This is a genomic window from Dyella sp., assembly GCF_035503745.1.
Lineage (GTDB): Bacteria > Pseudomonadota > Gammaproteobacteria > Xanthomonadales > Rhodanobacteraceae > Dyella_B.
The window spans coordinates 12,792-36,716 of sequence record NZ_DATJTC010000031.1 but is presented as its reverse complement, the minus strand read 5'-3'; the positions used below and the strand labels follow the sequence as shown (position 1 = coordinate 36,716).

Below are 23,925 nucleotides of genomic sequence, written 5' to 3'. Positions count from 1 at the left end.
GCCCCCGCTTGCAGCCGGGGCGGGCCGGGGTGGGGTAAAACCCACACTCTGCCGCAAGCGCGCCACCTCCTCCCAACCTCCCCCTGCTAGGCAAGAGGGAGGAGCCAAGCCGTCGGACGTCGTGATGCCAGCAACCGCCCCCACCGCCACGCCGCAGGAACGCCGCCTTTTCTGGCTGCTCGCCGCGTTCGCCCTGCTGATGCTCGGCGTCGGCCTGGGCCTGCGCGATCCATGGCCGTCGGACGAGCCCCGCTTCACGCTGGTCGCCAAGCAGATGGTGGAAAGCGGCGACTGGCTGTTCCCGCATCGCGGCGTGGAACTGTACGCCGACAAGCCGCCAATGCTGATGTGGCTGGAGGCGGCCAGCTTCGAAATCGTGCGCAACTGGCGCATCGCCTTCATGTTGCCCTCGCTGCTGTCCGCACTGGGCACGCTATGGCTGATCGAGGACCTCGCCGGGCGGCTATGGACGCGCAAGGTGGGCCTGTACGCGGCGATGGCCGCGTTGATGTGCATCCAGTTCGTGTTCCAGGCCAAGCGCGCGCAGATCGATCCGCTGGTGGTGTTCTTCATCACCGCGGCCAACTGGGGCTTGCTGCGGCATACGCTGTGCGGGCCGAACTGGCGCGCGTACTGGTTCGGCTGCTTTTGCGCGGGCCTGGGCGTGATTACCAAGGGCGTGGGCTTTCTCGCCTTGCTGATGCTGCTGCCCTACGCATGGGCCAGCCTGCGCGGGTGGCACGGCGTGGCCAGGATGGGCCGCCATGCGTGGTGGCGCTGGCTGCTTGGGCTGGTGGCCACGCTTGCCGCCATCGGCCTGTGGCTGGTGCCGATGCTGCTGGCCGCGCATGCGCGCGCGGGCGATCCGCGCTATGCGGCCTACGTCCGCGATATCCTGTTCCACCAGACCGCCGGCCGTTATGCGCATGCATGGCACCACATCCATTCGGCGTTCTATTACCTGCCATTGCTGCTCTACAACTGGCTGCCGCTGTCGCTGACCTACCCCGGCACGCTGCCGCGCTGGTGGCGCGCGTTGCAGGCCAGGGACGCGCGCATCCTGCTGCCGCTGGGCTGGATGGTGCTGGTGCTGCTGTTCTTCAGCGCCTCGGCGGGGAAGCGCGATGTGTACATCCTGCCGATGCTGCCGATGCTGGCACTGATCACCGCGCCGTATCTGGACGAACTGCTGCACACGCGCTGGCTGCGCGCACTGTGCGCAGTGTTCGTCGCGCTGCTCGGCACCGGCATGCTGGCGCTGGGCGTGTATGCGCTGGTGGCGCATCCGGCGTTTGCGGCCAGGCTCGCCGTGGATCGCGGTTTCGACGGCCCTGAAAACAGTCTATGGTGGATGTGCATCGTCATCGGTGCCACGCAAGGGATCCTGCTTGCCGTCTTCCGCTTGCGCCGCGCGCACTGGGCGGTGGCCGGCGGCATGCTGGCGCTGTGGCTGGTGTGGGGTACGTGGGCGTATCCGCTGCTCAACGACAGCTCCTCCTCCGCGGGCCTGATGAACGCGGTGCGCGCGCATCTGGGGCCGCAGGATGAAATCGGCCTGGTCGATTGGACGGAACAAAACATGCTGATGCTCGATCATCCCGCCACCGATTTCGGCTTCAGCGCGCCGACCACGCTGCAGTTTTCGCGCGCGGTCGCCTGGCAGGCCGCCGCACCCGCCACGCGCTGGCTGTTCGTGCAGGAACCGGCGATGGGCCATTGCGTGAAGCGCGACAAGGCGATCGACGTCGGCCATGCCAATCGCCGCGACTGGTGGCTGTTCAAGGCCGATGCGCTGGTGCCCGGCTGCAAGCCGGCGGCGCACACCGAGGCGGACGACACCGGCGACTGATCGACCATGGCCAACATCAACCTCATCGCACGCGACAACGGCGCCGGCCTCACCCGCGACATGCACCTGCTCGCCGGCCTGCTGCGCCAGGGCGGCCACGATGTCACCATCACGGGGCTGGGCCATCGCAGCCGTCTCAGCAACCGCCTGCGCCGCCTGCACGCGCGCCTGCGCCGGCTGCTGCGCGGATGGTTCAGCGGCATCCTCAACGCGCGTTATGACATCAACATCATGCTCGAACACGTGCGGCCCGAATCGTTCGACCAGGCGCACGTAAACATCCTGGTGCCCAATCCGGAATGGTTCCGCGAGGAATGGCTGCCGGAGCTGCCGCACATCGACCTGATCTTCGCCAAGACGCGCCACGCCGAGCGTATCTTCAGCGAACTGGGCTGCCGTACCCGCTTCATCGGTTTCACCGGCTCGGACTACCTGGACGCCAGCGTCGCGCGCCAGCCCACTTTCTTCCATGGCCCCGGCCGCAGCGGCAACAAGGGCACGCTGCCCTTGCTGGAACTGTGGGCGCGCCACCCGCAGTGGCCGCGATTGACCGTCGTGTGGCGCCGCAAGCACATCGACCTGCCGCCGACGCCCGCCCATGTAACGCTGATTCGCGATTTCCTGCCCGAGGCCGAACTGCGGCGCCTGCATAACGCCAACACGTTTCACCTGTGTCCGTCGCAAACGGAGGGTTTTGGCCATTCGCTGATCGAAAGCCTGAGCACCGGCTGCGTCACCATCACCACCGATGCCGAACCGATGAACGAACTGGTCACGCCCGGGCGCGGCGTGGTGGTGGGCGCGCACGCTGCCGGCACGCAGGAACTGGCCACGCTGTACGACTTCGATCCCGACGCGATGCGCATGGCCATCGAGCGCTGCATCGCCATGACAGCCGAGGAACAAGCCACGCTCGGCGCGGCCGCGCGCGATTGGTACGAAGCCAACGACCGCGCTTTCCAGCAGCGTTTCCTGGAAGCGATTGCCGCCGCGCTGCCTGTAGCGCCGAACGACTGAGGCCGGCCCCGTGAACACGCCCCAGCCTTTGAGCGTAAACCTGGTTGTGCGCGACAACGGCCTGGGGCTGACGCGCGACGCGCAGCTGCTCGCCAACGCGTTGAAGGCGAATGGCTGCCAGGTGCACATCACCTCGCTAAGCGAGGCAGACGAACACAACCGCTGGCGTTACGGCCGCGGCCGGCGCGTGCTGTTCAGTCACTTGCGCCACGCGTGGGCCAAGCTGCGCGGACAGGCGCGTTTCGACCTCAACATCATGTTCGAACATCTGTGGCCGCTGCATCTGCCGCTGGCGCGCCACAACATTGCGCTGCCCAATCCCGAATGGTTCGACAGCAAGGATGCCGCGCATCTTGGGCGCATCGATCGGGTGTGGGCGAAAACCGCTCACGCACAGGCGCTGTTTGAACGCCTTGGCTGCAAGACGTCTTATGTCGGCTTCGACAGCGACGATCATTACGACGCGCAGGTTCCACGCACGCGGCAGTTTTTCCATCTGGCCGGCGGCAGCCGCATCAAGGGCACCGAACGATTGCTCGCGCTGTGGCGCAAGCATCCGGAATGGCCGCTGCTGACCGTACTGCAAAACCCCCACTGCGCCACGCCTGCCCCGGCACAGGCGAACATCCGCCATCTCACCGAATACGTATCGCCCGAAGCCTTGCGCGAACTGCAGAACGCGCACGCGTTTCACGTATGCCTGTCCGAGGCGGAGGGATGGGGGCATTACATCGCCGAGGCGATGGGCGTGGGCGCCGTGGTCATCACCACGGATGCGGCGCCGATGAACGAGTTCATCGACGCCGGGCGCGGCTTGCTGGTCGGCCACGCAAGCACCGGCACGATGGGCCACACCACCACCTACTTCTTCGACGAAGCGGCGATGGAACGAGCGATGGCCCAGGCCATGGCCATGAGCGATGAAACACTGCACGCCACCGGCCAACGCGCACGCCGTTGGTTCCAAAGCAATCACGAAGGCTTCGCCGCGCGCGTGGGCGACGCGCTGGCCCAGATCAGGCGCTAAGCGCCGGGTCGTCCAGATGCTGGTCGATGCCCTGCGCGCAGCGCGTAATGCGCTCGGTGAGCGTCTGGCGATAAAGGCGATTGTTGGGCAGGCTCATGTCGTTCACGTCGATCTGCGCGCGCGAGGCATGCTCAAGATGCGCCGCCAGCGCGCACCATTTCAGCTGGCGCCGGCGCAGGCCGGCATTTTCCAGGCGCGCGGCCAGCTCGCGATCTTCGGCGCCGTAGCCCTCCATGCGCTCATCGAAACCGTTGACGCGCAGCAAGTCATCGCGCCAGAAGCTGGTGTTGCAGCTCATGACCCGACCGCCGTTCTTGCCGCGCGCCTTCCAGCGTGCCAGTGCCGGGGCGTGAAACGCGTACAAGCGGCGAATGCCGTCGAAGACATGGAAATCGGCATCGGCCCACGGCGCGAATACCGGGCGGCCGCCCGCCAGCAGGCGCGCCGTTTCCTGCGCGCTGGTCTTGAAGCGTCCGCCCTGCAGGAAGTAGCCGGGCTCGGCCAGCATCAGGTGATCGGCGATGAAGGACCGATGCAGCACCATGTCGCCGTCGATCAGCACGATGTAGTCGCCGCGGCTGGCCGCAATACCCACGTTGCGGCAACGCGCCGCGCGAAAGCCAAGGTCTTCCTGCCAGATATGGCGCAGCGGCACGGGAAAGTTGGCCGCCATCGAGGCGATCAACCGCCGTGTGTCGTCGGTCGAACCGTCGTCGGCGACGATCACTTCGTCCGGCAGCCGCAGCTGCCCGGCCACGCTGCGCAGCACCTGCTGCAACGCGGCCGGCCAGTTGTAGGTGATGACGATCAGCGACACTTTTTGCGGTTTGGCCGCCTCGCTCATGCGCGAACCTCCGTGCCGCGGGTACGCCGGCTGTCCTGCACGCGCCAGGCCAGGCCCATGCTCATCGCCACCGGCAGCCAGCCCAGGAACCATTCCACGCTTGGCTTCTGCATCAGCTCCGGCGCGTCGAACTGGAATGCCACCGTGGCGAACACCCATAGCGCCAGCAGGCAGCGCCCTGCGCTGATGTGCCGGAACAGCCAGCCGCGCCAGCCCACGATCAGCCACAGCGCCACCCACACAAGCGCGCCGGGGATGCCCAGCATGATCGCATTGTGGGTGAAGGCGTTATGGCTGTGCGTCCAGGTCTGGTCGGCGACCTGGATCGTGTAGTGACTGCCCTCGCCCAGGCCGCGCCACGGATGCATCTTGATCCAGCCCCAGGCCTGCTCAAGGATCTGCGCGCGGTAGGACATGCCGCGCTCGGCGACGTAGCGCCAGCCGCCAAACGCCACCGCCAGGCCCGACACCACCAGGATCGCCAGCGCGCGCAGCCGAACGTGCCCATGCCGCGCGGCGACGAGCATGCAGCCCTGCGCCACCAGGATCGCCAGCCACGCGGAACGGCAATAAGTCACCACTACGAATGCCGCCATCGCGATCAGCGCCAGCACCTGCAGCACGTGCTTGTAGCGCTCGCGCACCGCGCTCTGCGCCAGCCAGACGATGGCCGCGCCATAGGCGAACGCGGCGAGGTTGGGATTGTCCAGTGCGCCGAACGCGACCAGCCGGCCTTCTTCCTGCCAGCTCAACGTATGCAGCACGCGCGAGGGGAAGACGGTGATCGCGCCCAGCGCCACCAGCGCCAGCCCCATGGCCGCCCAGAACAGCAGCTGGCGGAACCATTGCGGATTGCCCGCCACCAGCGCCGCCCACACCACCACAAACAGCAGGATGTAGAGGGCGTTGAACACCATGTCGCCAACGTGACCGTAGTTGGCCCAGACCGCCGACAGGCTGGCCCAGGCCAGAAACACCAGCAGCAGGCAGCCGTCGATGCCACCGACCAGCCGGCGGCCGAATTCACCGCGGCGCTTCCACACCCACCACACGGCCGGCGCGATGAACAGCACGACAAGGCTGTCGTGATACGGCTTGCCCGGGTTCCAGACTTTTTCGCCCACCGGACTTGCCGCCAGCCCCACCAGCAGCCACCACATGCCCAGCAGCAGCCAGCGGCCGACCCACTGGGGTACATCGGCCTGCAGGTGCAGGCGCTGTCCGCGCACCGCCGACATCTTGGATTCTTTTAGCTGCATGCTGGAACGTGCTTCCCAGGTTTCATCGCGCCCTATCCGTCGCGCCCTGCAACGGGCGCCCCTCATCCCTGCGGCATCCAGCGACCGGCTCGAATGCCGAGCATGTTGCCCCAAACAAGCTGAAACGCAACGGACTGGCAAATGGCATACACCGCCGCGCATCACGATTTGCGAGTTTGCCGCCGCGCTTGTCAGGATGGGCCGCCTGCGTGTTGCCGCGGCGTGACAGGCACGGGCGGCGTGGCCGGCGACAGCGTTCCGCTAGAATGCCCGCATGACTCATCCTCTTCCGCTCACGCTTGTCGTGATGACCCGCAACGAGGCGGCAAAGATCGCCCGCTGCCTGGACAGCGTCCCCTTCGCCGCCGAAAAGCTGGTGGTGGACAGCGGCAGCACCGACGACACCGTGGCCATCGCCCAGGCCCACGGCGCGCGCACGTTGCATCAGGACTGGCTGGGCTTCGGCCCGCAGCGCAACTTCGCCGCCACGCAGTGCAGCCATCCGTGGATCCTGATGCTGGATGCCGACGAATACTTGACGCCCGCGCTGATCGAGGAACTCCAGCTGCGGCTGCCCGCGCTGATGCAAAGCGACGGTGCCGCGGCGATATTGCGCCGGCATCTCATCTACATGGGCCGGCCGATGCGCTGGTACCGCCCGGCCGTGGGCGAGAAGATGGCGCGCTTCTACCATCGCGAGCGCGCGCGCTGGAGCGATGCGCGCGTGCACGAATCGCTTAAATTCCAGGGCGCCGCGCCAACCATGAAGGCGCCGTTCCTGCACGACAACAATCCCAGCCTGGCGGAAAAACAGCTCAAGGTGCTGCTGTACGCCGAGCTGAAATGCCGTGACTGGCTGGACAAGGACAAGCCCGCGCGCATGTGGCAGACGCCGTTCGTATTCGCGCTGGCCTTCATCAAGGATTACCTGCTGCGCCTTGGCTTTCTCGACGGCTGGCGCGGCTACGCCATCTCGCAGACCGCCGCCAGCTATGCCGCGTACAAGCGCATGCGCTATTACGAAATGCGGCAGAATCCGCCGTCCCGCGATACCGCGGCCAACGCATTGACCCGCGCCGGACTGGACCCGTGATGCCCGCACCCAAGAAGCACTACCTGCTGTACGGTTCCGAACGCTATGCGCTGGCCATCCTGCGCCCGCTGCAGGCGGCCATTCGCGCGCGCGGCGACGAGGCGGCGTGGTTCTTCGACGGTCCCGGCGCCGAAGACCTGGTGGAAGGCGAGCGACTGCTCGACGTAGAACAGGTGCGCCGCTGGAACCCGATCGCCGTAGTGACCTCCAGCAATCACCTGCCGCATTTTTTCCCCGGCGTGAAAGTGGAAACCTTCCACGGCTTCAACGCCGGCAAGCCGCGGCATGTGTACATCCGCGGTTTCTTCGACTTGTATTGCACCACCGGTCCGCGCGACACCGCGCAGTTCGGCGCGCTGGCAAAAAAACTCGGCCACTTCACCGTGACCGAAACCGGCTGGCCCAAGCTCGATCCTTTCATGAAGGACATCGCCGGCGGGTTACCGCCGGTGCGCACGCCGCCGGTAATCCTTTATCACTCCACCTTTTCGCCATCGTGGAGCGCGGCGGAAACGCTCTATGAAGAAGTGAAGCGTCTTTCGCGCGACGGCCGCTGGCGCTGGATCGTGTCGTTCCATCCGAAGATGGCGCCGGAGACGACCGCGAAATTCAAGGCGCTGCAAAACGAGCACCTTACCTTCGCCGAAAACGACAACATCCTGGAGCTGTTCGCGCAGGTCGACATGATGTGTTCGGACACCTCCTCTGCGCTGAGCGAATTCCTGCTCACCGGCAAGCCGGTCGTCACCTTCAAGAATCGCGCGCCCGGTCCGCAGCTGATCGACATCGACGACCCCGCGCAATTCGAACCGGCGATCGAGCGCGCGCTGGCGCGCCCGCCGGAGCTGATGCAGGCGATCAAAGCCTTCGGCGAAGCGATCCACCCCTATCGCGACGGCCATTCCAGCGAACGCGTGCTGGATGCCATCGATGCGTTCATTGCTGCAGGCGCACGCAATCGCAGGCGCAAGCCTTTGAATTTATGGCGCAAGCTAAAATTGCGCCGCCGCATCGGCTATTGGGGGCCGGCCTGAGTAATAGCCGGTTCAGCCCGCTCATTCGTTAAAATTACGCTCACCTTAGACAGGGACGGCCTGACAAATCGTGTCGACCAACAGCCTTCGCCGATCCGAAGATTTCCGCAGCCTATGGCCGTGGCTTCCGTTGTGGACCGCGGTCGCCCTGCTCGCGATTTTTTCGCACGGGCCGATGCCGCTGTATTCCACCCGCACCCTGGCGGTGGCCTGGGAGATGTGGCGCGAACACCACTTCCTAGTGCCTTACATCAACGGCGAACCGTACAGCGAGAAAGTGCCGCTGCTGTATTGGCTCATCCACGCCGGCTGGTTTGTGTTCGGTGTCAGCGACGCGTGGCCGCGCGTGCTGGAAGTGATCTTCGGCGGCGTGCAGCTGGTGTTGCTGTCGTCACTGGCGCGGCGCTTGTTCCCGCTGCGCCCGTGGGTTGCCAAGGCCGCGCCGTGGATGTTGCTGGCCTTGTCGTATGCGTTCCTGTTCGGCCTGCAGATCATGTACGAAGTGCTACTGGCCGACTGCGTGCTGGGCGCGCTGCTGTGCCTGACGCCCAAAGCCGATCGCGCCGAGCCGCGCTGGGTGTTGTTCGGCCTGCTGATCGGCGCGGGCCTGCTGACCAAGGGGCCGGTGATGCTGCTGCACATCGCCTTCCCGTGGCTGCTGGGTCCGGTTTGGAACGACTGGGCGCGCGAGCATCGAGCGCGCTGGTACGGGCGCGGGGTGCTGTCGATCCTGCTTGGCATGGCCATGCTGCTGGCGTGGGCGATTCCCGCCGGCTTCAGCGGCGGCGATGCGTATCGGCACCGGCTGTTCTTCACGCAGACGGCCGGGCGCGTGGTCAGCGGCATCCATCACGACCAGCCGCTGCAGGCGCACGCGCGTCCGTTCTGGTGGTACGTGCCCTTCCTGCTGTTGCTGGCCTTTCCTTTCAGCGGCTGGCCGCGCGCATGGGCGGCGCTGGCCACGTTGCGCCGGCCGTTCGACGCCGGCATGCGTTTCGCGTTGTGCTGGCTGGTACCGGTGTTCGTGCTGTTTTCGCTGATCAGCGGCAAACAGCTTTATTACCCGCTGCCGGAATTCGGCGGCGGCATGTTGCTGCTGGCAGGCGCGATCGCGGTGATGCGCGAACGCCACACGGCGCTTGCGGAAAACTACTGGCTGGGTAGCTGGCCGCTGGGCATCGGCAGCGTGCTGTTCGCCCTGTTCCTGTTCGCCATGCCGAACCTGGTGGCGCATCACCACCTGCATGGCGAATGGTTCGAAGGCGCCGCGCCCTACAGCCGCACTTTCAGCGTGGCGTTCCTGCTGCTGGGCAGCTTGCTGCTGGTGCGCGGACGCGGCGAAATGCGCCGTGTCGCGGTGGCAGGCTTGTTCGGCGCGCTGGCGCTCAACACGCTGTTTACGCTGACGCTGTGGCACAAATACGACCTGACGCCCGCGACCGCCTTCATCGCCGCCGCGCAAGAGAGCAACCGGCCCATCGGCATCGAAGGCAGCTACGAAGGCCAGTACCACTTCGCCGGGCGGCTGAGCAAACCGATCACCGAAATTCGCGATGGCAAATCGCTGCAGGATTTCGCCCGCGACAACCCCAACGGCCTGATCATTACCCATCCGAACCACCTCGACGCCGACGCCCTGCGCTATGCGCTGATGGCGCAACCGTTCCGCTCGTCCTGGGTGGTGGTGTGGCCGGCGCCGACCCTGGCGGACCTGCGCGCGCACCGCACCCCGCCCGAGCCCGCGCAGCAGCCGCAGGTGTTTCCCAGCGCCGAGGCGCAGTACGGCGCGCAGCCGTGAGCGCCGCGCTGATCGCCAGCTTGCGCGCGCAATGCGGCGGCCCGCGCGACGGTGCGTTGTTGCGGTTTTCGCTGGGCAATGCGCTGTTGGAACAAGGCGAACACGCGGCGGCGGCGGCGGAATTTCAGCATGCCGTGTCGTTCGACGCCAACTACTCGGCGGCATGGAAACTGCTGGGTAAAGCTCGCCTGGCTTTGCACGATGAAACCGGCGCCGCCCAAGCGTGGCGGCAAGGCATCGAGGTAGCGCGTACGCGTGGCGACAAGCAGGCAGAGAAAGAGATGGTGGTGTTTTTGCGCAGGATCGAGCAAAAAGGCCCAGGCTGATTCATGGCTTGGGCCGCATGGGCCGTGACGCGCCCCGATGACGCGCCACCTCCCCATCGGGCGTCAATACGGACTGGGCCGGTTATCCGCCGAATACCGCTTGTAATGCCACTGATACTGCGCAAACGCCAGTTGCACGCATTGCTCCACCCCGCGATTGAGCGCCGCGCACGCCCACGGTAACTGCGCGTCGGCCAGGCCCTCGGGCGCCGGCAGAAAGTGGATCCGATACCCCGCGCCGCGCGGCAGACGCTCGGCGAACGCAAACAACACCGTCGAACCGGTGCGCGCGGCCAACCTCGGCAGCAGCACCATGGTCATCGCTTCGCGGCCGAAGAACGGCGCGAACTCGCCCTCGCCCGCGCGCGGCTTCTGGTCCGGCAGAATGCCCACCGTGCCGCCGGCCGCCAGGCGCTTGTACAACGCGCGCACGCCCGCGCCTTCGGCACGCACCTGCTCGGGCGCCAGCGCGCCGCGCACCTTGCGCAACAGCGCCTCCACCGCCGCGATGCGCGGCGGGCGATAGAGAATGGCCATCGGCGTCTTGCGGCACAGCCAGTAATTGAGCAGTTCCCAGCAACCCAGGTGCGGTGCCGCAATGATGACGCCCTTGCCCGAAGCCAGCGCCGCATCGAACAGCGCCTCGCCGCGCACCTCGCGGATCAGGCCTAGCGCGCGCTCGGCACCGGCACCCCAGATCTTTACGATCTCGGTCATCGACTTGCCCGCCTCTTCCATGACCTCGCCCAACAAGGCGGCGCGCGCCTTGTCGTCCAGGTCCGGCCGCGCAATCGTCAAGTTGACCTCGGTGTAGCGCGCCATCCGCCCTCGCCGGCGCAACGCCAGCCGCCCCAGGCCCGCACCGATCGCCTGCAGCCAGCGCAAAGGCAGCAAGCCGAGCAGGCGCAGCAGCAGATAGACCAGGTAGATGTCGGGACGCATGGAGGTAAACGGGCGGCGCTTGAGGCGGACGCGTAAGGGTAAAGGCAGGCCGCATCGGTAGCGAGGGGGCAGCGGCACGCACTCAAGCTTTCGCCGCCGCTGCCGCTGAACACTGCAGATGCACCGCTCAGTGAACGCCTTCGCGCGCCATCGGCATTCGCTGACCCGCCAACCTCTTTACCGTCCAGCCATTCCCCTGCAAAGTTGCCGTACTCGTCCTGCTGCCAGCCGCCCATCCATGATTGCACTCATCCAGCGCGTGCTGTCCGCGCGCGTCGATGTCGACAACCAAACCGTAGGCGCCATCGGCCCGGGCCTCTTGGCCCTGGTAGCCATCCAACCCGAGGACGGCGAAGCGCAGGCCAGGCGCATGCTGGAACGTCTGCTGGGCTATCGCGTGTTTTCCGACGATGCCGGCAAGATGAACCGCTCCCTTACCGACACCGGCGGCGGCCTGTTGCTAGTCAGCCAGTTCACCCTGGCCGCCGACACCCGGTCGGGCATGCGCCCCAGCTTCACCAGCGCCGCCTCACCCGAGCATGGGCGCCACTGGTTCGAACGGCTGGTGACCTTGGCCAAATCCGCGCATCCGGCAGTGGAAATCGGGCGCTTCGGCGCCCATATGCAGGTACACCTGATCAACGATGGTCCCGTAACGTTCTGGCTGGATGCGCAGTAGCCGAACGGCATGCGAATGAATCGCTCGGACACCCCGAAAAAAGCGCCGGAACCCATGTTTTGGCGCGATTTTTGCGTGTGCGGATTTGCGAATTTTTCAACTTGAAACTGGTCAAAAAAGCAGCACATAGCTATACTGGTCAGTTCCACTCCCGCGGCGGACGCTATGAATAACAAAGCCCACGAGCAACAGTCAGAAATCAAAGCGCTCATCTCCAAGGGTCTGGAGCAGGGCTATCTGACTTACGCCGAGATCAACGATCACCTCCCCGACGACATCGTCGATCCGGAGCAGATCGAAGACATCATGGCGGTGCTCAAGGGCGTAGGCATCGACGTGCACGACGCCGCGCCCGATGCCGATCCGCTCGCCGACAACGCCCCCGGTTCCACCACCGACGACGAAACCGCCGCCGAGGAAGCCGTTGCGCTGCTCTCGGCCGTGGACGCCGAGGTGGGCCGCACCACCGATCCGGTGCGCATGTACATGCGCGAAATGGGCACGGTGGAACTGCTCACCCGCGAGGGCGAAATCGCCATCGCCAAGCGCATCGAAGAAGGCCTCACCCAGGTGCAGACCGCCCTGGCCAGCTTTCCCCTGACCATCGAACTGCTGCTGGAAGAGTACGACCAGCACCTGGACGGCAAGCGCCGTCTCAGCGAAATCCTGGCCGGCTTCGCCGACCTGGAACAGGCCGCCGACGCCGCGCTGGCCGAAGCGGAACTGGCCGAAGCCGACGCCGACGGCCTGGAAGAAGAGGAAGAAGAAAGCGAAGCCGGCAGCGACGAAGACGAAGGCCCCAGCGGCCCCGATCCGGAAGAGGTCAAGCGCCGCATGGAACTGCTGCGCGACTACTACGGCAAATTCCAGAAGGCCGCCCCCAAGGCGACCGACATCAACGACAAGAAAGTCACCAAGCTGCGCGACCAGATGGCGGAGGAATTCCTCAAGCTCAAGCTGCCGTCCGCGCTGATCGACAGCTTCGTGCGCAAGCTGCGCGACGTCGTCAACGACATTCGCCACCACGAACGCGTGCTGATGGACATCTTCGTCAAGCACGTAAAGATGCCCAAGGCCGAATTCCTCAAGACCTTCCCAAGCAACGAGGGCAACCTCGGCTGGGCCGAAGAGCTGGGCCGCAAGCGCCAGAAGTGGTCGCCCAACATCAAGGCGTATCGCGAGCAGATCGATGGCGAGCAGGAAAAACTGCAGAACATCGAAAAGAAGCTGTTCCTGCCGCTGACCGACATCAAGGAAATCAACCGCAGCATGTCCGTGGGCGAAGCCAAGGCTCGCCGCGCCAAGAAGGAAATGGTGGAGGCCAACCTGCGCCTGGTGATCTCCATCGCCAAGAAGTACACCAACCGCGGCCTGCAGTTCCTCGACCTCATCCAGGAAGGCAACATCGGCCTGATGAAAGCCGTGGACAAGTTCGAATACCGCCGCGGCTACAAGTTCTCCACCTACGCGACATGGTGGATCCGCCAGGCCATCACCCGCTCCATCGCCGACCAGGCGCGCACCATCCGCATTCCGGTGCACATGATCGAAACGATCAACAAGCTCAACCGGATCTCGCGCCAGATGCTGCAGCAGTTCGGCCGCGAGCCGACGCCGGAAGAGCTGTCCAAGGAAATGGACATGCCCGAAGACAAGATCCGCAAGGTGCTGAAAATCGCCAAAGAACCGATCTCGATGGAAACCCCGATCGGCGACGACGAAGACTCACATCTGGGCGACTTCATCGAAGACACCAACGCCAGTTCGCCGATCGACTCGGCCACGGAAACGGGCCTGGTGGAAACCGTGCGCGACGTCCTCGCCGGCCTCACCCCGCGCGAAGCCAAAGTGCTGCGCATGCGCTTTGGCATCGACATGAACACCGATCACACGCTGGAAGAAGTCGGCAAGCAATTCGACGTCACCCGCGAGCGCATCCGCCAGATCGAAGCCAAGGCCCTGCGCAAGCTGCGTCACCCCAGCCGCTCCGAACAGCTGCGCAGTTTCCTCGATATCGACTGAGCACCTCACAAACGCGCGCACCGCAAAATAAAGCCCCGCATGCGGAGCGCCGCATGCGGGGCTTTTTCTTTTCTCTTCGGGGAGAAGGCTCGGGTGAAGGCCATCCTTTGCCCCTCCCCGCTCGCCGAGGGAACTGGGGAGGGACACCCAACCTCGCGACAGAACGTCGCCAAGACCCAACTCAACGCCGTGCCCGGCGCACGTGGACAGGGGAGTCTTCCCGCCAGGCACGCATCGCAAGCCGCTCCGCGCGCTCAATGCACGTCGTAAAAAAACTGCTCCTGCACAATCTTGTCGTTCTTCACGTGATAAACGCAGATCTCGCGCATATCCGCACGTCCTCGCCCTTTCATGGTGGCATCCACGTGCATCGCGACACTAAACCAACCATCGGCCACCACCGGATCACTCACTTCGCTGCTGTGAACCGCCTCCAGGCTATCCTTCCAATGCTGGCCCTTCTGCAAAATCGCCTTCAGACCCTTCACATTCCCCATCGGGCCATCGGCCATCTCCTGCGGCTCGATGCTTAGCGCATCCTGCGCATACAGCTCGCGCTGCGCCTCCTCGTACTTGCCCTCGCGGCACAACGAGACCAGACGGTCCGCAACCGTTGCAGTGCTCATAGCCACACCTCCACGCGAAAAAGAGAACCCATCGTGGCCCTCACCACGTTAAGAAGGCCGAAGCGTGAGGTTTTTCTCGCCTTAATAAACAACGTTCCCCGGCAACCCAGCCCGCCCGCCATGCTGTTATCATGCCCAACGAGATAGGGCCTATAGCTCAACGGTTAGAGCAGGGGACTCATCGAAAGGTGCCGCCGCGCCGTAATGCGCGAACGGGATCGGGATGAATTCAGGGAAACCTTAGCGACGCGCCCGCGCGGATCGATGGCAACCCTGAGCCAAGCCGGCGGTACACCGCCGGACGGTGCAGAGACTACCTGAGGGCTACAGCGCCCTTCATAACAGGCTCGAGCGTCCCGCACCCCACCCGCACGTGCAACAACGTCGGAGGGTGAAGAGATAGTCCGCGCCGAAAGGAAACTTTCGGAACACGCGAATCCCTTGGTTCCAGGTTCGAATCCTGGTGGGCCCACCACTTAGACATCCAGGGATGTCCAGTTGTTCGTTAAAGCATAAGTTGGCCGTTTCGGACACCTGCATACCAACAATCAGAGCGCAATATGGCGACTTTTGCACTTGTGACATTTGACTTGCATGGAGCTAAACCAGAAAAGTACGCAATAGTTAAAAGACGATTGGCAAGGTTAAAGCTCAATAAGTACGTTCGCGCTTCGATCGATAACGAGACTCGCAGGATTCCGGCGAACACCTACGTTGCAAAGTACACGGGCCGCTGGAATGAGAAGCGCGCCGGTGAACTTCGGGATTTACTTAGGGAAAGAGTTAGAAAAATTCTACTCGAGGAGCGCCTCAAGGCAACCGTTTTTGTGGTTGTCGCAAAGAATTGGGCGTGGGGAAAGACCTACGCGTAAGGCGTATTCGGGTTAGGGTTTGCGGCCACTTACTTCGATTGTTGTGTCTATTGGGGAAACCATCGATTATGGACGCTGAAGATCAAACAAGCTTGCTCTTGTCTAGCGCTCCTCTTGTTCGTATTGGGCAAGATTCCATGCCGACTGGAGCCGCATCCGCTTGTCTCGCGAGGTATCGTGACAAGTTGCTTCTGCTAACTGTCGCACACGCAACCGGAGATCAAGCGAACTGGGCTCTGCAACTTCGCTACCTGCCACAGGTAGGCACCCAGCTGCACCGCTTGGGTGCCATGAATTTTTTGGCTAAAGCGACACTTACCTCACCAGTACTTGAGGACGTGGACTTCTCGTATGTGGAAATTCCAGGAACCACCGCTCCGTACCGACAAGAGATAGAAGCCCCGACAAACAGGATCAAGGCTGAAGCACCTATTACTGTCCACACATTGACCTTCTCAGAAACACCGGATCCCGACGACACCTTCGGATTCTGCGGTATGGTCATGGCCCAGCGAGAGGAACACTTTGGTCAACAGTACTTCTCCGGTGAGCTTCGCCCTTACGTGGGATTGAAACTCCTCCGCACAGAGGGTGACTACCACGTCTTTAAGCTGCCCTTTAAGCATCCTGGGCACGTCCATTTTCGCGGATGCAGTGGTGCCCCTATTGTCAATGGCGCCGGCACTCCAGTTGCGCTTGTTTGCGGTGGTAGTGAAGAACATGATGAGATCTGGGGTATTTCTCTGACGACGTACAAGGTGGCTATCGACATTACGCTTGATTCGGCAAATGCGTAACGATCTATTTAAATAGTCGCTTATTTAAGTCGGTTTGACCTAGGCGTTGAACGTCTGCGCCTAGTGATTTCTGAAGAATGGTGTTGGGGACAACTAGATGGGTTTAGGTGTGCCGAGCTGTCTCCGACACCATTTCCCGTGAGTGCCCATGGAAGCCCCCGCATCCGGGAGATGCCAATTTAGCGCTGCAGAGGTAGCTTGAATTTAGCGCTTGCCAGTGCAAAGAGTATTTCACATGGCCAGTTTGCGGTTCAACGACTGTCAGCCTGGCGTGTCCTTGAATAGTTGTTCGAGCGTATCGACGAGGGCTTTGTTGGGGGTGGCGAGCGCCTTTTCCTTTACCCCGTTCGCGTCGATTACGATGAGGTCGAACTTTCGAATATTGGCAGCACGCGTGCGCTTGATGCGCTCCGTCGATTTGTCTGAAAGGCGGCCCGTCACCCAAAGCTCAAAAGTCGGACGGGGCACCGACGCGAGTTGGGCCAGTTGTTCCAGGTGGTGACGAACTGCCGGAATGCGGACATCGAGCCACTGATCAATTTCGGCGTCGGCGACTTCGGACGTTGGTTCGCGGCCCTTGCACTCGACGAAGCGGGCGATATTAGTGTCGAGCGCCCAGACGTCGACTTCGACGCTCTTTCCCGCCCGGTCCTTGCAGTGACGATTTAGCTCAAGACGGGTGCTGGGTGCTTCATGTCGGACAATTTCGGCAACGATGAATTCAAACAGAGCGCCTTGCAGATTGCCGAGCGCACCTTCTACTTTCGTGAGGCGCCGGACGACGTCGGCCAGATGTGCGGCATCGAGATTGCCCTTAAGAGCATCAGACAGGACGCGGGCCAGTTCTTGAAAAGCGGCGGCTGCGTCCTTGCCGAATAGTGAGTCAATGGTTGCCGGGACCACCCCGGCTGCCTTGACTAGGTTGAAGGCTTTTTGGTCATAGCTGTCGGTAACAAACAAAGGCAGCACTGGGCCAACTCTGAGATGGCGAAGAGACCCACACTTATGGAGAAAGGCTGATACGCCGTTCTCCTTGACCTTTCCGGCAAGCAACACATCGCACACAAAAAAGCCGTGAGTCTTCTTGCCTCTCGACCAGCCGATGAGGGGCAACAGATAGCAAGGGCTGGTCAGGTCCCATGCATACGATCCGGCTTCGGGAGGAGGTCGTTTTTGTTGCCGGACTTTCGTGGCCTCCCATGATGAGAACGCATGCCGCCTCGCCCATTCGCGAACCATGTCCAGGAGCAGTGTTTCGGTCACACCGCGGGCAATGGAGTTAGCGGCATCCGCCGACGGTATGGTGCGGGAACGGTCGCCCAGAGCGATAGCTGGCCCGAGGCCACCGATGTCTTCTTCGACGAACAGGCCGGCGGCGATCAGACGCTCGAGCACCTGCCCCGGGGTAAGGTGCCCCTTGCGCTGGAGGGGCGCGCCGGATGCGGCCGCGAACTGCCATTTGGGGACGACTCTGCGTGCCTGGACTGCATGGACGGCCCTCGCGTAGGCCCCCCCTTCCGCTAGGACCACATCTTTCAGCGCGCGGGTGAATGCCAGCGATGTTTTCTGGGTGCGCAGGTAGACGAACCTAGCTCCATGCGCGAACTTTAGGTCCTCGATGATCTCGACCGTTCCCGCCTCAATGTCCCGGCTCAGGCGCTTACGCGCCGTGGCACGGGTAAGGCCGGTGGAAGCCAGATGGTCAATCAAGCTTGTGCTCAAGCTCGGACCGAGTTTTCTTAGGGCCTCGATTATCATAGCCAGTCCTGTCACGCTGCGCTGTTTTTAGGGGTCAAAAGCCAAAGGCTTGGCGACACTATTTTTAAAGAAAGGGTGGCGATTTATTCATAGATAAATCAGTCACTTGTGAAAATGCACCGCGCGCAAAAAAGCTGTTATCAACGTCACGCTGGATTTTGCGCGCAGTTTACTGGCGGGGCAATGGGCTCGAGGCCAGCCTATAAATGGCGTCGCTTTGACCCCCGGAGATGGCAGCGTAGGAGGCGGGCTGGATCGGGAGCCAAGCCATCTACCGCGTCCCGATAGCAGCCGACGATACGCCCCTATGTTCTGGCGATAGTTCCGTTGAGGAATCGGCCCAGTTGGCGACCAAGGGGCCGCATCCATTGCGAGGTCCTCCACACGAGCGCTGTAGGCAACAGCGTGTATCAGTCAGCAAGTCTATCGGCCGCTCGCGATCACCTGCCTCCTGGACTTTCGTCTGCGATACCCCAATCCATTTGGCGCCGCGAAACCACCTTCGGTTGGCCAATTTATGGTTTAACCGCGTGGCCAAATTATGTTTTAGCGAACACCAGTGGTGGTAATACCAGCAATAACTGTCAGTTTTGACACCTTTCGCTGGTAACGGTACTGCCAGTTTTCACTGGTAGCCTAGCTAGCTTAGAGCCAACCCAGAGCAGCATCCGTACCTTTACGTCGTAAGCGGAGAACCTCTAGGTGTTCCGCTGCTCTGCTGCCCTGCGTCTAACGTTGCAAGGAGTCGATCTCCAAACATCTCCTAGGGTCTGCTTCCTAACGCCCCCTGCCTGCCCCCTTACAGTCCTTGCCAATCCAGCTGGTAGCCATGGTTACACCGCGGATATGCTTGGACACGTGCACCGCCAGGGCGACAATTCAATTTGCCCAGTGTTGCAGCAGGCTCAAGAGTTTCGATGAGGGCAACAATTGTCAGGGACAAACTCGATGATCGAAGTTAATGCTCTCATGCCGACGCATCCTGCGCTCGAACACCAAGATTTCCAAGCCTCAAAGGCTCCAGAGCATAACAGGACGTTATGAGAGTCGCGGGTCCGACAAGTCATAACACGCAGTCGCAAGTCCAAATACTGACGTCTGCTATTTCACACAGCTAGGAACCAGAGCAGAAGTACGTCTAATCTTTCAGGTATACGAAGGTCATTGCCAGCCAGGGAGATTTATGCGAGGTATTGGTCGAAGCATCACCTGCTTATTGGTAGGAATCATCGCCATCTTCAGCGCGTCTGTAGCTATGGCTCAGGCCAATGATTGCAGTCTAGGAAGGACGGCTTGGGGGCAACTTGAAGTTACGTCGGCCGTCATCGTAAGCCAAACGGGCGAGCGTGTTCCGATGCATCGCTTTAGTGACTTGGATATAAACCCCGATGACGTCCATCAGGATCAGGGCTCGGCATACCTTGTTGGCGGCGACAACGTTGATGCAGTTACGAAGTGCGGAAACGAAACATTCGTTCGATACCACGGGCCAACTCAAGTTTCGGTGGGTTGGGTTGATAGCAATCACCTAAAAGAAGCAGGCACGCCCCATGTTCCTTTGCCATCCAATGCTGACGCTGTGTGCGGTGCCGTCCAGTCTGCATTGAATGCGGGACGCTTTAGTGAGGCAATGCCATCCATCTCATTGACGCCGCTGGATCCGCGTGCGACAGGCCAGCTTCAACTTGACAGCAACTACTATGCCTCAGGAGGCTCTCGCGTCGTTGTTCAAGGGGTTGTCCTGAATTTGGTGTCGATCACAAGTGTTGGGACCGATCACTCAAATGAAATTTTAGTCTGGTCCAAAGACTTCAAGAAGAAATTGTCGCCATCGGATCGAGATGCCAGAGACGCCTTGAACAATGGTGCTGATGATTGGGGATTTGGCATTTCCGAGTCACTGGTTAAGGTCCTTGGACAGCCTATGGTGCTTGGTAGAAACGCACATGAGGAGAACTTTTCGCTATCTTCCATCGATAGAAGCGGCGATATCGTGCCGGTGTGTGATGCAAAACTTGTTGTCGCTCCACGAGCAATCGTTATGAAGGCGACGGACAGAGGGGTATGTGACGCTGTAGCAAAAGGTGCTGCGGCAAATGTCGAAATGGATGCACCGGGTCCGGACGATCGGCTTGCTATTTCGAATCCGTGGATCAGTGCGAAGAGAATGGATGTACCTGACGCCTATGTTCCGAGCATTGATGACTACCCTCGCGGTGGAAATTATCCACGTATGGATTTCATGGCTGACTTTGGAAGTGTCACCTTGGCATTGCTTCAATCGGGCGTAGTCGATCTCGACAACTCGGGCAAGAAGCACCACGTAGGAGTGATAAGTTACGAGTATGCCTCTGGCGCTGGCGCAGGAAGCGGTGGCTATTCCGAAACGCCCGTATTGTTTGACGACAAATCTGTCGCCGATCCAACAAAAGGCAAAAACGCCCTCTGGTTCAAGCAGCTCGGCCGCGGTGTGGATAACAAGCCATCCGAGCGATTCCACGCGCGATTGGTTACGTACGGTGGTGTGACGTACGTTGAGTACCTCATGAAAGGGGCTAAGTTGCCGAGCCAACTTTGGAAAGTTAACTCATCTGGCGCGCAAGAAGTGTGTAATTTCAAGACAAGCCAATTTGAAGTTCATCTTGTAACGGATCGCCAATGATCGTTATTAATGCAGAGCTTGTCCCGAAGTTTTAACAGCGAAGCTCGACGGGATAAGTGGACCGCCTGCGTGGTTTAAGCGGCTTTGGGCCAAGCCGTCGTGGGGAAGTAAGCCTCATCGGGTGTCTGTCGATCAAGAGCCGAGTGAGGCCGTCGTTCGTTGTGCAAGCAGAAGTAGCGAGCCAGCGATGCCTTGGCCTGGACGACCGATTCGTAAGCATGCAGATAAACCTCCTCGTACTTCACGGATTTCCATAACCGTTCCACGATGTCCTAAGCTCGGCGAAAGAGCTCATCGCTATACATCACAATCGTCGCGTTGAAGCCTTCGTCTATTTGGCGCAAGAAAATTCGCCATTGACTGTCCAGCATTCTCCCGCGCTCGTTGAACCCCATCGGCAACCCGTTGGGCAGCGTCGCTGGCCGAAAGCTCGTTTGTCACCAACCAGCTATTGGATACGCCGTAGGGGCCATAGGTATTTGCATCGGTGACGCTGAACATGCCGATAGTTGGTACGTGCGCCGCTACCGCCAGATGCATCACACCACAATCCGCACTGATGACGATATCGAGGCTCGACATGACGGCGGCCATGCGCCGGATGCTGCTGGAGTAGTACGTTGGCCATGCGGAATCGAGCATCGACGTGCCGTGCATCGGTACGATTTCAACGATTGCTGTTTGTGGCATCAGGTTTTGCAGCGACGCAATGAATTCCATCCACCATTCGACCGGATAGCGCTTGCGACCGGTTGCGTCTGCGAAAATTCCGATCGTGCGTGATGCGTGACCCAGCGCGCGCGCATCTAGCAACTGCTGAACTACCGATCGACCATGGGCCCTCTCATCCTCGGTAAGCCGGATATCGAGGGTCGGAAAACCGGGCGATTCAGTGGCGTTGAGCGATGCATGCCAACGCGCCAGGTACACGGAACGCTTGGCCATGTGCTTTGGCGCCATCCCCCGTGGAACGTGATGGGTAAGGCCGTGGGTTACTTTGACGTCGCCGAAGCCAAGCTTGTAACGGCCTTTAAAGATGCGCGTCAGCGTCCGGCTGAAACCGGAACCTACGCACGGGTCGATGATAAGGTCATATCGGGTCTTGCGAACCTTCAATATGAGGGAGAGAAAGCTTGCAGGATGTTTAAACCCACGGCGAGGAAGGCAATAAACATTCTTGACGCTAAAGAACGTCGCAAAGATGTCGCAAGCAAGCTCCCCTTCCCCGACGATGTCAATTTCCGCCCCTTTGTACAGGCGCTCCAGCTCCGCAACCATCGGCGTAATAAGCAGCATGTTTCCAAGCCGATGGTTGGGCCTGCAAATCAATATGCGATGAATGGCGCCCGATGGAATCCCGGCATCATGCGCGGTAGCGGAAAGCGTATTCAATAATCACCCTGGGCAAATGTCGGTGCATGGCTTTTCCGGGTCAAAAGACGACTTCGCGATCGAAAAAACCGTCGGCCGGATACGCGTCCGTTGCGTCGATGGTGCAAAGTCTGTCGCGTGAAAATCAGCCACCACTTAGCGACACGTTATAAAGCCGTTACACCGCACCGATGTGCCGATGCGCACGGTGTTTTTTGCTAAAAATGCGGCGCGATTGACGTGTTTTCCGTCTGGATCATTGGCTATAGTGCACCGCTTGCGCATCAGGAGCCGCTATTGGATGGGCCTCAATTCCCTCCTCGAATCGATCCAATTCAAGCAATGGCTGTGGCTTCCCTGTTGGTTGTCGCTTGCCATGATTGCGATCTTCCAGCATGGACCCATGCCCATGTATTCGACGCGAACCTTGTCGGTGGCGTGGGAGATGTGGCACCGCCATAGCCTGATCGTGCCTTATCTCAATGGCGTTCCTTACAGCGAAAAGGCGCCTTTACTGCTTTGGCTCATTCAAATCGGGTGGTGGGTGGCCGGCGTCAATGACGTATGGCCGCGCCTGCTTGAAGTGATGCTTGGCGGCATGGAACTGACTTTGCTATGGCTTCTCGCGCGGCGGCTATTTCCTTCCGGAAAAAGCATGGCCGACGCCTCGCCCTGGATACTCGCCGCACTCGCGTACGGCTTCTTGTTCGGCCTTCAGATCATGTACGAGGTTCTGTTGGCTGATTGCGTATTGGCGGCCTTGCTAGCGCTTGCGCCAACGACGTCACGGCAGGCGCCTAGGTTTGTTTTGTTTGCGGTCGCCACTGGGTTGGGAATGTTGGCCAAGGGGCCGGTCATGTTGCTGCACGTTGCATTCCCCTGGCTGCTTGGGCCGCTCTGGCACGACTGGGCACGGGCGTCGCGACGCAACTGGTATATAAAGGGCGCCATCGCCGTGCTGGCCGCTTTCAGCATGCTCGCTGTCTGGGTTTTGTGCGCAACATGGCTGGGCGGGGAGGCTTACCGGCAGCAGCTGCTAGTCCACCAGACCGCCGGGCGCATCGTCCGATCGTTCGCTCATGCCGAGCCATTCTGGTGGTACATGGCTGCGCTGCCGGCACTTCTGTTTCCCTTCGTGTTGTGGCCAAGGCTGTGGGTGGCACTGGGCAAGCTGAGGCCTCCATTTGCACCAGGTTATCGGTTTGTAGCCTGCTGGCTGGTGCCGGTTGTGCTCGCGTTCTCGCTGATCAGCGGAAAGCAGCCCTACTATCTGTTGCCGGAATATCCGGGATTTGCATTGTTGTTCGCGGCGGCGACACACCGGGAAGACGTTGTTTCACCTGCTCATCGCTGGCTACGCCCCTGGCCGCTGGCGATGGCGAGCTTCTTGTTATGTCTTGGTCTGGCGTCGCTTCCCTATTTCATCCATCACATATCACACCCACGGCATGAGCTTGCCCAACTGGCACCCATAAGCCCTCTGTTGGCCGCGGCATTTTGCTTTCTTGGCATCTATCTACTGGTTCCGGCTCGCAACGAGCTTGTGCAAATTGCAGTAGCGGGTCTGTTGGGTGCCCTGATCGCCAATAGCGCCTTCACGATCGCAATATGGCCGCAGTTCAACATTGCTCCCGCAGCCGATGAACTTGCGAAAGTGGCGTCGGAGGGGCGGCCGATCGCCAATATGCAAACCTACGACGGACAATTCAGCTTTCTGGGCCGACTGACGCAGCCAGTCAGCTCCCTGCACGGTACGGCAGAGCTGTTGAGCTGGGTGAACAAACATCCAGATGGGGTGATTATCAGTTATCCATCTCATTTGTCTGATGCCGCGCGCGAGCATGTCTTGTACGCACAATCTTTCCGTGGTGTCTGGCTTGCGCTCTGGTCGGCCAAGACCATCACGAACTGGCGTGAGGATCAGTGGGGGCCGCTGCCGTCGGAATAGC

The 23,925-nt window shown here is 61.4% G+C and carries 18 protein-coding genes and 1 pseudogene; 12 read left to right on the top strand and 7 right to left on the bottom strand.

Features of this window, described 5'->3' with window-relative positions; genetic code table 11:
• Window positions 1–124: 124 nt before the first annotated feature.
• The 3 genes from VME63_RS12255 to VME63_RS12245 are packed head-to-tail and all read left to right on the top strand — an operon-like array spanning window position 125 to window position 3,893.
• Window positions 125–1,849, top strand: coding sequence for a glycosyltransferase family 39 protein (locus VME63_RS12255; RefSeq protein ID WP_325433637.1), 1,725 nt, complete (start codon window positions 125–127; stop codon window positions 1,847–1,849).
• 6 nt (window positions 1,850–1,855) lie between these two features.
• On the top strand, window positions 1,856–2,866 hold the full coding sequence (locus VME63_RS12250; RefSeq protein ID WP_325433636.1) for a glycosyltransferase: 1,011 nt from the start codon (window positions 1,856–1,858) through the stop codon (window positions 2,864–2,866).
• 10 nt (window positions 2,867–2,876) lie between these two features.
• Window positions 2,877–3,893 carry a glycosyltransferase gene (locus VME63_RS12245; protein ID WP_325433635.1) on the top strand — a complete coding sequence of 339 codons (1,017 nt, stop codon included), beginning with the start codon at window positions 2,877–2,879 and terminating at the stop codon, window positions 3,891–3,893.
• Here VME63_RS12245 and VME63_RS12240 read toward each other — a convergent pair.
• Entirely contained in the window at window positions 3,883–4,737 is an 855-nt protein-coding gene (locus VME63_RS12240) for a glycosyltransferase family 2 protein (RefSeq protein ID WP_325433634.1), read from the bottom strand. The genes VME63_RS12245 and VME63_RS12240 overlap by 11 nt on opposite strands.
• On the bottom strand, window positions 4,734–5,996 hold the full coding sequence (locus VME63_RS12235; protein WP_325433633.1) for an O-antigen ligase family protein: 1,263 nt from the start codon (window positions 5,994–5,996) through the stop codon (window positions 4,734–4,736). The genes VME63_RS12240 and VME63_RS12235 overlap by 4 nt, the downstream gene beginning before the upstream one ends.
• Window positions 5,997–6,270: 274 nt before the next feature.
• On the opposite strand from VME63_RS12235, the gene VME63_RS12230 reads away from it, so the two are divergent.
• The 4 genes from VME63_RS12230 to VME63_RS12215 all read left to right on the top strand — a co-directional run bounded on the left by VME63_RS12230 (window position 6,271) and on the right by VME63_RS12215 (window position 10,247).
• A complete protein-coding gene (locus VME63_RS12230; RefSeq protein WP_325433632.1) occupies window positions 6,271–7,089 on the top strand; it encodes a glycosyltransferase family 2 protein in 819 nt (272 codons plus the stop codon).
• Complete coding sequence (locus VME63_RS12225; protein WP_325433631.1) at window positions 7,089–8,123, top strand: CDP-glycerol glycerophosphotransferase family protein; 1,035 nt, start codon at window positions 7,089–7,091, stop codon at window positions 8,121–8,123. Before VME63_RS12230 ends, VME63_RS12225 begins: the two co-directional genes overlap by 1 nt.
• A 70-nt stretch (window positions 8,124–8,193) precedes the next feature.
• Window positions 8,194–9,921 (top strand): ArnT family glycosyltransferase, encoded by a 1,728-nt coding sequence (locus VME63_RS12220; protein WP_325433630.1) that lies wholly within the window; start codon window positions 8,194–8,196, stop codon window positions 9,919–9,921.
• Window positions 9,918–10,247 (top strand): hypothetical protein, encoded by a 330-nt coding sequence (locus VME63_RS12215; protein ID WP_325433629.1) that lies wholly within the window; start codon window positions 9,918–9,920, stop codon window positions 10,245–10,247. The genes VME63_RS12220 and VME63_RS12215 overlap by 4 nt, the downstream gene beginning before the upstream one ends.
• Window positions 10,248–10,310: 63 nt before the next feature.
• Here the strand turns inward: VME63_RS12215 and VME63_RS12210 are convergent, their stop codons facing one another.
• Window positions 10,311–11,189, bottom strand: a complete 879-nt coding sequence (locus tag VME63_RS12210) for a lipid A biosynthesis acyltransferase (RefSeq protein ID WP_325433628.1) — start codon at window positions 11,187–11,189, stop codon at window positions 10,311–10,313.
• A gap of 238 nt (window positions 11,190–11,427) precedes the next feature.
• On the opposite strand from VME63_RS12210, the gene dtd reads away from it, so the two are divergent.
• Together dtd and rpoD are read left to right on the top strand one after the other, a co-directional pair.
• Entirely contained in the window at window positions 11,428–11,868 is a 441-nt protein-coding gene (gene dtd / locus VME63_RS12205) for a D-aminoacyl-tRNA deacylase (RefSeq protein ID WP_325433627.1), read from the top strand.
• Between the two features lie 165 nt (window positions 11,869–12,033).
• A complete protein-coding gene (rpoD, locus tag VME63_RS12200) occupies window positions 12,034–13,890 on the top strand; it encodes an RNA polymerase sigma factor RpoD (protein ID WP_325433626.1) in 1,857 nt (618 codons plus the stop codon).
• A 254-nt stretch (window positions 13,891–14,144) separates the two neighbouring features.
• On the opposite strand, the gene VME63_RS12195 is transcribed toward rpoD, so the two are convergent.
• Window positions 14,145–14,516 carry a SnoaL-like domain-containing protein gene (locus VME63_RS12195; protein ID WP_325433625.1) on the bottom strand — a complete coding sequence of 124 codons (372 nt, stop codon included), beginning with the start codon at window positions 14,514–14,516 and terminating at the stop codon, window positions 14,145–14,147.
• A gap of 940 nt (window positions 14,517–15,456) precedes the next feature.
• Here VME63_RS12195 and VME63_RS12190 point away from each other — a divergent pair.
• Window positions 15,457–16,185, top strand: a complete 729-nt coding sequence (locus tag VME63_RS12190) for a hypothetical protein (RefSeq protein WP_325433624.1) — start codon at window positions 15,457–15,459, stop codon at window positions 16,183–16,185.
• A gap of 261 nt (window positions 16,186–16,446) precedes the next feature.
• Here VME63_RS12190 and VME63_RS12185 read toward each other — a convergent pair whose 3' ends face one another.
• Window positions 16,447–17,895, bottom strand: coding sequence for a hypothetical protein (locus tag VME63_RS12185; protein WP_325433623.1), 1,449 nt, complete (start codon window positions 17,893–17,895; stop codon window positions 16,447–16,449).
• A gap of 1,402 nt (window positions 17,896–19,297) precedes the next feature.
• Here VME63_RS12185 and VME63_RS12180 point away from each other — a divergent pair.
• Window positions 19,298–20,605, top strand: coding sequence for a hypothetical protein (locus VME63_RS12180; RefSeq protein ID WP_325433622.1), 1,308 nt, complete (start codon window positions 19,298–19,300; stop codon window positions 20,603–20,605).
• 74 nt (window positions 20,606–20,679) lie between these two features.
• Here the strand turns inward: VME63_RS12180 and VME63_RS12175 are convergent.
• Both VME63_RS12175 and VME63_RS12170 read right to left on the bottom strand, forming a co-directional pair.
• A pseudogene (locus VME63_RS12175) lies at window positions 20,680–20,871 on the bottom strand (integrase core domain-containing protein); the annotation flags it as partial.
• Between the two features lie 31 nt (window positions 20,872–20,902).
• Window positions 20,903–21,997 (bottom strand): glycosyltransferase family 9 protein, encoded by a 1,095-nt coding sequence (locus tag VME63_RS12170; protein ID WP_325433621.1) that lies wholly within the window; start codon window positions 21,995–21,997, stop codon window positions 20,903–20,905.
• Between the two features lie 280 nt (window positions 21,998–22,277).
• On the opposite strand from VME63_RS12170, the gene VME63_RS12165 reads away from it, so the two are divergent.
• Window positions 22,278–23,924 (top strand): ArnT family glycosyltransferase, encoded by a 1,647-nt coding sequence (locus tag VME63_RS12165; protein WP_325433620.1) that lies wholly within the window; start codon window positions 22,278–22,280, stop codon window positions 23,922–23,924.
• Window position 23,925: the final 1 nt, after the last annotated feature.